A 15,448-nucleotide genomic window follows, 5' to 3' on the forward strand; every position below is an offset into this window, starting at 1 on the left:
ACCTACAAGAAGTCCGTTTGCTTCATACGAATGATGTTTACATATGCTTTATTTGAGGAGCTGGAAGATCGTATTTTTGTATATATGGCGTATTCAGAGCCATCAGGTGTACCTAAGTCTAGGGTAATCCAATGTTGAGAAGGATCATCAACGTAAGAAGTGGATGAAGCAGAGCCTAACCATGTATTTTGATCTGCCGTTGAAGTGACATAGAATTGTACTTGCTGTCCTGCATTTTCTGAACCTAATGCAACCTGTATTTTTAAATACCTTGCTTTACGGTCAAATGTGTGCCTGTTACAAATGCCATCTATCATACCTGTTTTTAATGCATAGAATCTCGATCCGACTTGCACTTCAGTGTCAACCATAAATGCAGGTTCAGAGCCGAAAATATCAAATGATTGATTAAGTTTACCTCCTATAATGGTAGGAAAACCATCTTCACGCTCAACATAAATCATCCCTTTTCTTGCTTCAAGTCCACCACTTGTCAAGATTGTGTATCTACTGGAATCATTTGGGTCAATCGCTTTAAGTCCATTGGAGTCCCAAAAAAACTTTGAATCTCTTCGAATAGTGTTCTTAGCTACATCTACATTCCCTTGAAGGGCAGTGGTTAATAAATTTCCATTATTGTCTACTGCATCACTTTTTGCAGCTCTTGACCAACCTTGCCACTGAGCATTTGTACCATCCCATGTTTGTCTTGTGAAAATTGGACTTTTAGTTGTGTCAACATGTGGCTTATAAGTTTGAGTAATTGCACTACCAGCTTTTTCAACAATAAGAACACCATAACCATATGCTCCACTAGGGAAATTTGGAGGATAAGACGAGGAAAATGAGGCTCGATAAGATCCGGCTTCTTTAATATTGTTCAAATCTGTAGACACACTGAGTTCTCCTCTATCTAACTCAATGTTATTGGCTTTGATCTTTCCTACAACTGTTGCAAACTTCGAGAAATCAATGGTTTTTGTGTCTCCATTGATTAATGCTTCTGTACCGTCATTTGATTTAATCACCAAGCCATTTGCATTTACCACACCATTAGTGTCTGCATAAAAAGCATCAATCCAAGAAGTCCCACTTTTACGCTTGATTTTGATTCCTTCTGTTGCATTTAGAAACGTCTGTATTTTACCGTCATTTCTATTAACCACAATGCCGTTTTCTTGACTGATAACTACTCCGTTGTACGCTTTACCTTCACCAACTGCATTATTCCATACTTCCAATAAGTTGTTACCATCTTCATCAGTTACCTTAAATGAAGCACCTTCAATAGTTGCCCCATCTTTATCAAAACGGAATTTACCATCTGCATTTTCAATATATAAATTTACACCAGCAATGATCTTACCCATTAGGGTTTCTGCAAAGACACCATTAGCATTACTCACATTAGTCCATGTGTCTCCGTTGTCTTTGGAGATTGCCATAACTCCTGCTTGGAAGATAATAATTTCATTAGGGAAATCAGGATTCCGAATAATGATACCTCGATCAGAAATCTCAACGGATTCATTCACACCTGCTGAAATCCTTCTTTTCGTAGCATCCCAAGTGTTATTGATGATATCATTGATTTCACCTAAGTCTTCATATGTTTCATTCCATTTATACTTAGACATTTCCAAGGACAGCGAAGATGAATAGGATTTATTTAATTTATCTAATAAGGCACCATCTTTATATATCTCCTGAAAATCAGAAATAGTCAGGTTTAAGCTATCGTCTGTAATTTCCATATCAGTAAGGAAAACTTCATAGTTTACATTAATCATAGGGTGCTTTACTAAGACTACATCACCAAGATACATCTTATCCCAATTTCTTTGTTCAGTGACCATTTGAAAGAAGTTTACAGAACCAATTGTGATATTAATTTTAGGTTTTCTTACATCATCAAACTTCACTTTAGCATCATCGTATAATTCTTGATCATCAATATAATACTCATCTGACCATTTCTTAGTAATGATATAGCGATTCTGCTCAATAATTTGCTCAGGAGTGAAATTGTTTTCAATAGCTAATTCAGTTTTAATGGAGTCAATTGAAGAATATATAGATTCAATTTCCCCATTGATAATATTGATTTCAGCTTTCTTTGAATCAACTTCTTGTTGCTTTGCGACTCTTTCTGACTCTTGAGTGGAGTAGTCTTGTTTAGCAGCCTTCAAAACATAAATCTCATCTTCAATTATTTTCAAGTCAGTTTCTAAAGTAAATAACTCATCCTCTTTAGTTGATTTGATTTCTTGTTTAGAAGTCAACTGATCAAGTAAAGAAGAGAACTCACCCTTTTTAGATTCAACTAAATCCTCATAATCTAAAATCGCATGGCACAAATTATCACTCATAAAATCACTAGATGAAATGACGTTTTTATTGGAATCTCGTTTGAATGGATACATGAAGTATGAAAAGGATTCTATATAGTTAGCACCAGTAGGATTGATTCGATTAATGCTTAAGCCATCTTTTCCTGTGACGATTAATCGAGTAGTCATTTCATCAGAGTTTGATGTTTTGTTTAGAGACTTCAAATATTGACCGTATGTAATCTTAAATCCTCTATTAATTTTATAGTTGTCAGGATGAACCAAACTAACTTTCTGATTTTCAGTATCAAAAACCACTAATGCCCCAAATGTGGTTGCCACATTATAAATGTAATCAAGTAAAGTAGCTTCTGGAATTTCAAATGTTCGATACTTATTGATAATCTTCGGATCAATTGTACCAACAGTCCAAGTTGTTAAGGATAGCCCCTTGTTCAATGCTTGTTCAGGAGTAATTGATACTTCATTTAAATCAGTGATTAACTTGTCAGCCAGTTCATGCCCTAAAGAGAAAGCATGAACACTTAATCCATCAGTATCCCCAACACTATCTGATATTTCATTTATTACAAACCATTCTGTGACATGATTCCATTTTACCTTTAATAAGAAACGGTTTTTGATTATGTCACAGATAGGATTTTTTACTAATTCATGATCTTTCTCTATTTGATAGGGAACAGTAAAAGAAACTTCATTTAATCTACCTAAAGATAATTTTAATGAAGGTTCGTGAAAATGGCTTATTGGTTTAATGACTTCCTTATTAGGCTTCGCAAGTTTTATGGACATTTTTGAAGGCTTTAAATCTAGGTTTACTTTTCTAAGCAAAATATCACTCCCCTTACATTAAATTAATTTACATTCATATAGAATATTGAGTTTACATTTACCGAAAACCTTTAAATGGTTGACTCCTCTTTTTAACTCAATAAACACATCATTTGAGTCATCGTATCTATATACACCGACTATATCTGTATCAATTTCTTCAGTTTGGCAATCAATATTTAACTTTTCTCCGTTTAATAAAGAAGAAATTTTCATTTCTTTTCCACCATTGTTTAAATGAACAATAGAGAAGTCTCCATTTTCTACCTTTTCTAATTCTATAACTGGAGAAATAGAATAATCTCCGTTGTTAGTGATTTTTACTACAGTGCCTGTAGTAGTATTATTTGAAAGGTCAACAAACTCTTCATAAACAGGGGAGTAGGCATGAGGTGCATTACATCTCATTTCTAACGTTGCGTAACCTTGTCTACACCCGTTATGAAGTATTCTTGGGTTTCCAACGAACTTTGCATAATATATTTTGTGTGGATTTGTGCTGAAAATTAAAGGTTTATAATAATCCTGTGTAAACCATCTGCCAACTTTTCTTGCTTCTTCATCTGTCAATTCATTCTCAAAATAAATAGAGAGAGGAAACTCAATCGGTTTCCTCTCCGTTCTAATATAATATGGAATATCATTTCCTGAAACATATTCCTCAACAATCTGTGAGTCTGGGAGAAAATGTTCATCCAAAAGACCATTTCCAATAGAGATTTGAAATACCTTCATATCTCTACTGTCTATTCCATCATATGTAAAGTGCAATGATTCGATCATATTCTAGTATTCAAACCCTTTCCTGAAAATGTATTGTTGATTTCTTTAAAGAAGTCATTTACTCCCTGTTTTCCACCTGCAACATGAAGATTCTGAATCGTTAAAGCAATAGGACTTGAACCCGCAGATTGCTGTGTATTTAACTTTGGTAATGATGGGAGTTTAACTAGGTTTGCAAGTGGACGCAATAATTTAATGGATGAAAGTAAATTCTTCGTATCATCTTTATTTAAAACTAACTCTTTCTCATGAAGAATCGCTAATCCATTACTATTGCCTGTGTATCCACCGGAAGCAAATCCAAGTAATTTATTCCCACTAGTCGAAATGTTGACACCTTTGATGTTAGACAAAGTTGCACCTGCAGAAGCTAATTTATCTAATAAATTTTCTGAGATTGATTTTCCAATGTCAGACATATTACTCTCAACGAATGAGGCGAAATTGGTTAGGTCACTTTGTAACTTTGTCACATGACCACTCATTAGATTTTCTCTTAACTTAGCCCACTCACGCTCATTGTTAATTAACTCATCATAGCGTTTATTCACTGCTTCTTTTTCCTTTTCATAAGCAGTTTCTTTATCTGACAACTCTTCCTCTAGGGCTTTCTTTCTGTCTTCTGTTTGCTTATTCTTGAGGAATTCAGACAGTTCTTCTTGCTGTTGTTTTTGTTGGTCGAGCAATTCAGATAATTTAGCTTTAGCAGAACGAGAATCATCTAATCTTAACTTATCAATTTCTTTCTGCAAGTCTTGAAGTGACTGTTTTCTTTCTACTAAATCCTTGTTGAAATTGTCTTTCTCCTGTTGTTCACTAATCATGTCAAGCTTTTCTTGATTAGCTTTACGGTAAGCATCCATTTCATCATCAAGATTTTTTTGAGCCATATCACGCTGTTTTTCATACATTTCTTTATATAGGTCTACGATGTCATCAACGGATTTCTTTCTTAGTTCAACAAGATCTTTTTCTAGATTCCACAATCCTGATCTTCTTGAGATCAATTCCTGATTCAATCTCTCACGTTGAGCATCATCTAAATCCTTATTATATTTAATCTGATCCTCTAAGAAGTCAATTGCTTGCTTATGATATTTTCGTTGATATTCTAAGTCTTCGATGTGCTCTCTCTCTAAATCTAGCCATTCTCTAGAGGATTCATCAACTAAGCTCTTTTGATACTCAATCCTAGCCGAGTCATCAGAATAGGAATTAATTTTCACATCAAACCCTTTGAGTCTACTATCAATGAGAGCATTTTCAGCTTCTGCTATTTGCTTTTCAATAGCATATAAGGCAGAGTTTCTTGTATCAACTTCAACTTTCAATCTTGTCTTCTGTGCTTCAGATAGGTTCTTATTATAAAGAATTTGTTCCTTGAGATAGGCAATAGTTTGACGTTGATACTTTTGCTGGTACTCTAAGTCAACTTTGTGTTCTTCTTGAAGCTCTCTCCAAGCATTTGAATATTCTTCAACCCAACTTTGACGTAAATCAATTCTAGCAGCATCATCACTGTAGGATTCAATTTTTCTGTCTTGATCACTTAGGAAACTGTCAATAAAACTCATTTCCATTTCTTGAATTTCACGCTTAAGATTCCACAGTGCTTCAGTTCTGTCATTGATTTCTTCAACAAGTCCATGTTTCTGCTCAGAAGTGAGCTTACTATTGTAATGATATTGTTGCTTCAGATAGTCGATTGTCTGTTGTTGGTACTTAGCTTGATATTGCAAGTCGTCTTGATGTTCATTTTGTAACTCTCGCCACTCTTTTGAACCTTCAAACAGTTGAGCCTGTTGATATTCTACTCGTGCAAAATCATCCCTGTATGAATTGATTTTTCTATCTTGGTCAGCAACTGTACTCATTACAACATCTAAGTTTAACTGGTTGATTTGTTGGTCAATATCCATTAAATCTGTTTGAAGTTGGAGTAGTTCTGATTTAGCTTGATCTACTCCTTGTAAACGCTCAGCGTTATCTTTGGATAGGTTGGTACTAGTTGGTGATGCAGAGCCTGAAATTTTACCAAGGCTTGCACCTGTCATTCCTGAACCACTCATAATTGAAGCGATTTTATCTGCCCATCTAGGATCTGTTGCATATTGATGAACACCATTGTTAAATCTCATCTTAGAGAGTGTGTCTTGACCATATCTACCGTTAGCGTAATTCTTTGAAATCCACTTAGCGCCTTCAACAATACCAGCAGTAGCACCGTTATATCCGTATGCAGAAGCGTATGGAGAAGAGTCAAATGCACCAATACCAAAGAAGTTGTTTTTGCTCTTAGCAATACGTGAAGTTCCCCAACCAGTTTCATGTGCAGCATGGGCTACTAAATATAATGGATCTAAACCAGATTCCATTGCTGCTTGCATAAAAGCATCTCCACTGTTGTACATAAGGGAAGACTTGCCAACTTTAGAGTTTATCCATTTATTTAAATCAGAAGCCGTGACATTTGATTGTTGAGTTAGTGGGCGATTTAGAAGAGAGCCTGAATACGATGAACCTCCACTAAAACTTGAACCTGTTGCCGTTGATTTATTTGTGACAATACCAGTTTGAGCAATTTTACCAGTGTTGATTTGATTCTGGAGTGCTTTAGTTTGATCTTGGATTAACTTTTTCTTTTGCTCAAGAAGTTTTAACTCTTTGGAAATTGAATCTCTATATTGCTTAGAGTGACTTGGATATTTACCTTGAAGAGTATTTTGCTTCTCAATTTCTAGGTTAAGTTTCTCCAATGCTGCTTTGAACTTATCTGAAACATAGGTTGCGTTTTCGTATTCCTTACTTCCTTTTTTAGTTGCAGATTCTAATCCTTCAAATGCAATTGACCCGCCTGTGAAATCTTTAGTTACATTTCTCAAAGAATCAGAAAGATTTCTCATTGCAACTTGATAATCACCGATTGCTTTCAACTGAGGTGAATTAATAGCCTCTTGGTAAGACATTGTTTCCAACATCTTTCGACCAGCTTCGGTGAATGCCATTGTCTGAGCATCGTAGTAGTCTGCCCACTCAGAGCCGAGTTTTTGCATTAGTTTGGAGTTAATTTGGGCTTTGAGTTGAGCCATTGACTTAGTATTCTTGATGTCGATTTGATAAGCATCAGCAAGATTATTGATTAATACTTCGTTACCTTTTAGAACGGCATTGAAATATTGCTCATTGCCGTCAAGTTTGGTAGTCATTGCATCTAGAGCAACAGATTCTTCTTCTTGAATCTTCTTGGTGATTTGCTCACGTAATGCAGATTCATCATTGATGTAGCCTAGAAGGTCAGGATATTTCTCGATGAGTAGACCCATAGAATCGGCTGAAAGACCATAGCCATCTCCGTCATTGAGTTCGTTTAGTAGTCCATTAAGAGAAGATATGTTATCAACTGCATCTTCGTAGGATTTTAGTAATTTGTCTGCAGAATCGCTTACACCATCAATAGATTCACTCATACCATCCATTGCTTCTGTGCCATTATAAGTAGCAGAAGCAACAGCGTCAGTTTTCTTTTTGACACTATCGTATGATAAATCTAATTCACCTAGTGATACATCCGTAGCTCCAACTGAACTCATAAATTCACTAAAATCATTTAATGCCTTTTCATACGAATTATTATCTCCACTTTCGTATGCTTTTTGAAGGTTATCTGTTAACTCGGCAATTTTTATTGAAACACCTTCAATTTCACTTGCATCCATATCAGAGAAATCCATAGAGTCAACTAAAGAGTCTACTGATTTTTGAACAATTGGGTTAACTTCAAGCTTGTTATAAGCATCTGATACTTTGAGAATTTGATCATTGATCTTCTGAGAAGCACCTGATATTTTGATTTCTGTGCTAACCATTTGAGTTTCGACACTTTTAATTCTCTTTTCTAATTCTTGATCATTTGCTCCTATGCTACCCTTGTGATCCTTGAAGCTCTCACGTTGCTTTTTAAGGTCTTCTAATTCTTCTTTTAACTCTTTTTGTTTATCAATTTCCTTTTGGATTTCATCTTGAGCTTTGACTTTGAGTTCTTCTTTTTTAGCTTCGATTAATTTATTTGTTAAATCAATCTCTTTTTGGATTTCATCAGAAGTTCGAAGATGTGCCTGTCCGGTTGAATCAATGTGATCAATAAGTGCAGGATACACAGAAGCTATTTCGGATTGTACCCTTAGATATTCTTTTTCGTTCTCAGTGTCCCAGTTTCCAGCTTTCTTTTGCTTGGACAACTTATTATATTCTTTAATTAATTCTTCAGTTTTTTCTTTATTCTTAGTTAGTGCATCAATGTTCTTTTGCTGTGATTCTTCAAACTCTTCTTGCTCACGTTTGGCGTTGGCATATGAACTAATTAGTTTTTCAATTGCAAACCCTAAAGCTACAAATATACCGCCAATTATTGAAGCAGATAATAATCCTCTTAGTGCTCCTGTGAGTCCAATAGTTGCAATTGTTCCAGCCCTCATACTTGTTGTTAGCCCTGCAGTAGCCAATGCTTGTTGAGAGACTGCTTGAGTCCCAAATAATGCAGCAGTTGTTAAAGTTCTTAGATTTCCGCTTAATGCAAATACAACAATTCCTGCTGTACCAAAAACTCCTGAAAGAACACCAACTTTATCTATAACTGCGGAAGAAATATTGGCAATGTCACCAAGAATCTCAACTGCAGAAATTAAACCATCAGTAAGAAAGGCATCACCTGTAGATAAAGTTAATTTATTCCATGCAGTGTCAAGACGATTTATGCGACCTTGCAAACTATCAGCAAACTTTGCTTGCTCTTCCATACTTGAATTAGTACTATTTAAACTTGATTCTGTTGCTTCTTGGCTTATGGAGAAGTTGTTCATTAAAGCAAGGAAGCGGCTGAGTTGATAGCGTCCTGCCAGTGTTACGCCTAAGTTTTGACGTTGCTCATCACTTAAATTTCCCCACTGTCCTGCTAATTCTCCTAGAATGTCACTAACAGGTCTTACGTTACCAGTCATGTCCTTAATAGAAATATTAACTCCATTTAAAGCAGTTTCTGCTTCAGACATTGTTGTTATTCTAGACATTATTGTTTTTAATCCGTTCTATTCTGTTACTTTCACCATAGTAGGTTACTGACCAATATTTTATTGGCGGTAAGGCACTTCAACCTTACTCTCTATGTTTCCATAGATGTTCAGACTGTCGCTTCATCATATTGATGTCTTTCCACTCAGTCGTTCAGGCTGTATTTAAACTTGCCCCCTGTCACCCTCGTCTATACGTTAGGGTTTCCAAGTCAATCAGGAAAGATTTTATATCAGCAACGTTGTTTACCGATAATTGCTCCAGATTCCCTCGTTGTAGAGCCGATTGCAGCAATGTAGCCAAGTAGGGTGTCAATTTCCACCCCAAATGTTTTTGCGGTTGAGGCTGACTTCCTCAAGCCATCAGATAAGTCTTTTGTTGAAACTGCGAAGTTGTTATCAATTTCATTTAATTTATCAGCAATTGTAACTGAGTCTTCTGCAGCAATATTGAAGTTAAGCATGGCACTAGTTAAAGTATCTACTGAATCTTTAGCATCTAAGTCAGAAATGTTTTGGAGCACAGTGGCAGTTTTGGAGATGTCCATTAATTGATCTTCTTGGAATCCCATACGCCCAAAGTCACCCATTACTCCAAGAAAATCTGTTAATTTAGAAGATAGTTGATCACTCGCAACTACAGCTTGGTCTAACATCTCAACAAACTTATAATCAGGTGCATCCATTACACGTTGCAGGTCAACCATTAAAGTGTCGATTTCTACCAATCTAGCAGTCATATCTTGCATTGCTCTAAGAGGAGCATAGAAGACCGTAGCCGAAATCATCCAGATGGGGAACTTGACCATTGCCTGTGACATCATATTTCCAAATGTCATTGAAGACCTAGCAGCCTCACTTGCATTTGCCTTGATTTTCTTTAGCCACATGTCGGATTCTTTTAATGATTGCTTGTATCCATCTAGAGCAGGATCTAATTTCTTAATGGCTGCCAACCAATCATCTAAATCTTTGTGATTAACGGTTCTCCTGTGTGTACTCTTTAATTTGTCATATTCAATTTGTGCATTCTTTTGGTGATTAGCAACATCCTGAGTCATTTTCTTTGTGGACTTCTCATGTGATAGTTCTTGCTCTTTAAGATTTTTAAGCCACCAATTTTCGTATTCAGACTCTAGCTTCTTTCTTGCTTCAATTTCTTTTTTCTTTAACTCTATTTCCCTTCCGGGGTTAAGAGTTTCAGTCAACTTAGTAGTGTCTCCATTAGTATCAATTTTTAGAGTGTTATTACCATTTTTGAAAACTCTACTGTCGCCAATCTGTTCAAGTTGCTCGTTGTATTTCTTAGTTTCTCTGGATAGTTGCTTATATTTATCAGTTAATTTATTTATATCTGAAGACTGATTATTTAATACTTTACTAGTCGTATTACCTAAATCTTGAACTGATTCTTTGGACTTTTTAGCTTCCTCAACTACCTGTGAAAACTCACCTTTCATACCATCGAAGAAAGTTCTCTTTACTTTAGTTCCATCTGGAAGGATAGTTTGCTCAATAATCTTTCCAGTCTTAGTTGACAATTGTTCGATCTTTTTAAATTGCTCATTCATGGTTTTAACCAATTTAAGAGCTTCTTTATCAAGATTTATATTAACATTTAGTTTGTTTATTTTTTTCTCAATACCTTTTAATGCGGTATTGATCTCACTTATTGATTTTCCTGTATTTAGTTTACCGACAATGCTAATCTTGAGATCGTTATTTGCCATATAAACACTCCTTTCTAAAAAATAAAAAGAAGTGTCTAATTGACACTTCCTAGATTGATTTCATATTTAGTTCTTTTCTATTTATGATTATTGATAATGCCTTGTGCCACTTTGTAGCTGCTCTTTCTGTTTCTCTGTAGATGTGGTGACTTTTATCTAATGGATTCAATGCGGTTAAAAAATTTATTTCATGAATAGGGGAGGATAGGTCATCTACAACTATTTGCAGATTTATTTTATTCACTTTATCTCTTGAAGTTTTATTTCCACCTAAGCCACCAATTATTGCTCCAGTAGAACCTGCTAATGCTCCACCGATTATAGCACCACCAACCTGTGAACCTCTAGAAGTTTTTATTAGTGTTTCACCATCTTCATTTAAAGACGATTCAATAATGTCATTGAAATTGAGGATATTAACTTTAAACTCTTCATCAAGTTTATTTCTCTTTAAAACAGCTATTTTATTTGTTTCTTCGTCCAAAGCGATTGCTGATAATTGATTGTCGCCTAGATGAGAGTCAGTTGGTGTGAAATCATTTTCTTTAAGTGAAGATTGAAATTTGAGTAATGAATCACTTATCTGCTGCTGACCTTTATTCTTATTGCTTAAAATAAGAAGGAAAACAAATAAGAAACTTATCATCATGACAATTAGACTTTCGAAATATATACCTAGACTGAATACCAATAAGAATCCAAAAATATATAAAACTGGTTTTCCCATCCCTTGCATAATTTTCACCTCGGATATTAGTTTATATCCATTATATGCAAGAATTGGTTAAATTAAAAGTTGTTTATTTCTTTTGGCTAATATTTTTACAATCATAACTACAAAAATGGGATTTTGCTTTTTTATACCTTGAGATTAGTTGTTCAGTCTCATTTCCACATTGATCACAATTAAAAGTTATCCATTTATCAACTTGCTTGTAGCTTTTCTTCTTCCCATCCGCTGGTATGAATAATTGTTTGATTTCATCAATATCTAAATCCATATATGGAGTTATCTTATTATCACAAACTAATGTGTCATTTTCATCCATAGTGTAATTAAATGAGTCGCTTGCTTCAATTATTCCATTATTAGATATATAATGATATATTAGATTTTTGCAAAGTGATGGATTGTTGAGAATATCGTCTTCCCATAAATATAAAATATTAATATTGTAATTATTTTTTATAAGTTCTCGTTTTCTCTTATCGTGAACTACTCTGTCATATTGAGCCTGATATTTAATATGGTTATAAAATCTTGGGTCAACATGCCAATAACTTCCCATCACTTCTATCATAAGGTGATGGTGTATTAGGTAATTATCAATAGAAACATAAGTACAGTTATATTCATTGACATATTCTATGCGAATATCATCAAGTATTTCATTCAATCTAATCTGGGCAGCAGATTCTGTTTTACTTACAACTCCAGATTCTAAATTTGAGACTGCTCTTTTTCTACTTTCTTCTCTCCACTCATCGGTTTGTGACCAGACTTCCGCATACCACTTCTTCTTGCATTTCATAGAGCAAAAATGCTTTCTACTTTCTTCTTTGACTTGCTTTAAGACATAGGGAGATCTCGCTCTGAAATTTTCACCACATTGCTCACAGGAAATCATTCTATCATCTTCAGTAATTCCTTTGTTATAATTGTTAGCATTTTCACCAACCAATGTACTTGATTGCCACTTAGCCTGACATGTTGTTGAGCATAGAATTCTATTCATACCGCTAGGTTTAACCCAAAAATCTTTATTACACATCAAACAATTCTTTTTAGTCATCTGGCACTTCTTATCTTCATATGAGCACTTTAATGAGCAATAAATTTTTTCTTGATTAGAAATATATGAATATCTTTTACTAAATTCATTTTCACAAAAATCACATTCGCATTTGACTTTTACAGAAGAACCCTTAGTTAAATCTTCTACTCTAACATCAAATTCTTCACTATAGGCGGTAAATTTATATCCTTTGGATTCATAGTGTTCTCTTGTGTGACCAGTCCACTTCAGCCTATATGTCAACCCTTCAACAATAGCCATACCAACACACCCTTCCCATGTTTCCCTTCCACTTTTTAAAAATACGACTTGCGAATGAACGAAGGGAAAGGGTCTTCTAACCAGAGGTAGCTACTCCTCTAGTCTCATTCACAAGTTCTACACTTATAATTATATTAGTTTATTTATAGTAAATCAAGAGCTATTTCCAATTATTTTCAAGTTGTTAGCCGAATTTGATCAGCTAACTAATTCAAAATAATTAACACAAGAGTTTTATATATCATTAAGTCCTTTATTCTCAACTTTCTTAACTCCGTCAGCAGTAAAGAACTTAGCGAAATCATCCTCAGCTTCATTGTCATCATAAATTTCAATCATATCAATGGACTCCCATCCAAAGAAATCTTTAATGATTTTATCTGGAATGTTGTTTGCACGTAGTTTTGTAGTTAAATAGTGTCGCAGACTGTGGAAGTAAAAGTCAGTATCAAGAATCTTGGTAAACTTAGTCTTCCAACTTTGCAACGTTCTATCTGTTGCTAATTCCCATTGTTCTCCTCGTCTTGTTACGAATAAGTCATCAGTATCAATACCTAGTCGTTCACGCTCTTCCATCCACATATCAAAATATTCTTTAAATCCAACTTTAAGAATAAATTTGTGTTTTGATGCTCCGTCACGACCACGACCCTTAATTTTTATCTTGGTTGGTGTTTTATAGTAAGCATTGTTGATCAAATTATCTTCATTAAAGAAACTAACTTTAAATCTAACCAGCTCACTTAGTCGAGCACCTGAATTAGCAGCTAGAGCAAAAACACATGCTTTTTGATACTGCTTAGTTTCAACCAATTCATCAAGAACCTTCTGCACTTGTTCATTTGTAAGTACAGTCTTTTCTCGAACAGGTTTCTTACTTGGCGACTCAATTTTATTTACAACGTTTCTGAAGTCGGGGTAGAGATCGTCCATGATATTCTCAACATAGTTACAGAGACTGCTAAGACATGATTTAAGCCTTCTAACTCGATTGGAGCTATGACCCCATTCGTTGATTGAATACCCTTGAAATGAGATAATATCACGTTTATTCAAGTCGATTACAAACTTGTTCTGAGCCATACGGAGCAAGAAAATAAAGAGAATTCTCATATCGTTTTCGTACTGTTTAATTGTTCCATTTGATTTGTCTGTACTCATCAAGTAAGTTTTCCATTCAAGAAGTAATTGCTTATTTTTAGGGTTTACTTGTTGCCATTCTTCTTCATTAAATATTCGATTATATACGGTTTTCCTTCCCATTTAATTTCACCTTCCTTCTATTCAATATCTAAACCTTTACTTTTCAAACTCTTCTTCAATTCATCCACATGTACATTATCCCTAGAAATTTCATCCTTCGTGTTCTGAATAAACGGTCTTGCTTGAATAAAGTTTTCGCCTTGAGGATAATAAGCAGGATACTCATAACCTTGCCTTGAATCATCATGACCATATTCAATGATCTCAGCGATTTCCCTGCTACCATCTCTACGTGTATTTTCAATCTCGATCCCATTCGCAATAGAGGTTGACTCAAAGCTCTCTTTTAGTTCACCAGTTCTAACATATTCTTTTGGATTTTTGTATACATCATATACGTCTGTTTGAACATGCCTCTCGGCAATATCTATGACCTTCTTGGATACATCTTTTTCTAAAGAATCTTGAATTTGTTGATTAATATATTTTTCTAAATCCTTCATGCTGGAAAATTCTTTTCCCATGCTATATTCAACTCGCTTTAATTAACGACTTCATTTTCAACTTTAAGTTTTTGCTTTGCTACATATTGTTCGAATACTTCCTGATTCTTCAACTGTAAATTCTTAAATTTATCCTGTGCCTGAACCATTACATCATTGATTGCTTGAGATGTGCTCAATACGTCAGTCACTTTATCAAAAATTTTGTTTATCTGATCTGGAAGGAATACACTCTCTGTGATTTCTTTAAAATATCCAGAATCAACAATTACCTCTAGAAATTCTAGTTGGTATTCAATGTTATTCTTCATGCTACTACCTAAGTGAGTAAATTGCTTAATCGCACCTAACAGGATTAAATAGTATGTCATCTTATCAGATAGGTCGATTTCTTTTTCTTTCGCTTCTTCGATTAATTGTTGGTAGTCCTCTAGCAGTTGTACAATTTTAGTATCTGAGAAAACTGGCTGGAATTTTAGTGTTGCCCCATCCTCTAACTCATAAGTTTCCCACTCGTTAACAGACTTTGCCTTCTGCCTGATTTGACCAATTTTAAGTGATTTATCCTGTTTCTTTGGCATGTATTTCTCCTCCTTTTACTCCTAAAAACTATTGATATTAAAAACTAAAAAAATAGAGTAGGGGAGTTATCCCTACTCTTAAGATTAATTTATTTTATTCTTTCAAATTTTAATTCATGTGGATTAGAAAGTTTTCCTTGATGCTTAACTTTAAGAACTTTACCAACATGAAAATCAGACTTACCTACACCTTTATCAAAATAGATACGCATTCTCCAGCCTTCTACTTTGACAATTACTGCTGTATCTTCAACCTCAAGAACTTCAATTTCTGATTCTAAGGTTTCAACTTTGGAGGATGTAAGTTTAATATCTTTTTTCTCCATTGTTACACCACCTTATA

10 protein-coding genes are annotated in these 15,448 nt (G+C 34.6%); all 10 read right to left on the minus strand.

Features of this window, described 5'->3' with window-relative positions; genetic code table 11:
* Window positions 1-2 precede the first annotated feature (2 nt).
* The 10 genes from ACXAFV_RS13125 to ACXAFV_RS13170 all read right to left on the minus strand — a co-directional run bounded on the left by ACXAFV_RS13125 (window position 3) and on the right by ACXAFV_RS13170 (window position 15,431).
* Complete coding sequence (locus ACXAFV_RS13125) at window positions 3-3,182, minus strand: phage tail protein (protein WP_475127077.1); 3,180 nt, start codon at window positions 3,180-3,182, stop codon at window positions 3-5.
* Between the two features lie 18 nt (window positions 3,183-3,200).
* Entirely contained in the window at window positions 3,201-3,965 is a 765-nt protein-coding gene (locus ACXAFV_RS13130; RefSeq protein WP_475127078.1) for a phage distal tail protein, read from the minus strand.
* Window positions 3,962-9,013, minus strand: a complete 5,052-nt coding sequence (locus tag ACXAFV_RS13135) for a glucosaminidase domain-containing protein (RefSeq protein WP_475127079.1) — start codon at window positions 9,011-9,013, stop codon at window positions 3,962-3,964. The genes ACXAFV_RS13130 and ACXAFV_RS13135 overlap by 4 nt, the downstream gene beginning before the upstream one ends.
* 251 nt (window positions 9,014-9,264) lie before the next feature.
* Window positions 9,265-10,761, minus strand: coding sequence for a phage tail tape measure protein (locus tag ACXAFV_RS13140; RefSeq protein ID WP_475127080.1), 1,497 nt, complete (start codon window positions 10,759-10,761; stop codon window positions 9,265-9,267).
* A gap of 49 nt (window positions 10,762-10,810) precedes the next feature.
* Window positions 10,811-11,497 (minus strand): hypothetical protein, encoded by a 687-nt coding sequence (locus ACXAFV_RS13145; protein WP_475127081.1) that lies wholly within the window; start codon window positions 11,495-11,497, stop codon window positions 10,811-10,813.
* Window positions 11,498-11,561: 64 nt separating this feature from the next.
* The gene (locus ACXAFV_RS13150) at window positions 11,562-12,818 is read right to left on the minus strand and encodes a PDDEXK family nuclease (protein ID WP_475127083.1); all 1,257 of its coding nucleotides are present in this window, start codon (window positions 12,816-12,818) and stop codon (window positions 11,562-11,564) included.
* Window positions 12,819-13,052: 234 nt separating this feature from the next.
* Entirely contained in the window at window positions 13,053-14,081 is a 1,029-nt protein-coding gene (locus tag ACXAFV_RS13155) for a tyrosine-type recombinase/integrase (protein ID WP_475127084.1), read from the minus strand.
* 17 nt (window positions 14,082-14,098) lie between these two features.
* A complete protein-coding gene (locus ACXAFV_RS13160; RefSeq protein ID WP_475127085.1) occupies window positions 14,099-14,545 on the minus strand; it encodes a hypothetical protein in 447 nt (148 codons plus the stop codon).
* 17 nt (window positions 14,546-14,562) lie between these two features.
* Complete coding sequence (locus ACXAFV_RS13165; RefSeq protein WP_475127087.1) at window positions 14,563-15,105, minus strand: hypothetical protein; 543 nt, start codon at window positions 15,103-15,105, stop codon at window positions 14,563-14,565.
* Between the two features lie 89 nt (window positions 15,106-15,194).
* Complete coding sequence (locus tag ACXAFV_RS13170) at window positions 15,195-15,431, minus strand: hypothetical protein (RefSeq protein ID WP_475127088.1); 237 nt, start codon at window positions 15,429-15,431, stop codon at window positions 15,195-15,197.
* Window positions 15,432-15,448 lie beyond the last annotated feature (17 nt).

Source organism: Rossellomorea sp. ABR4_012 (assembly GCF_056159545.1).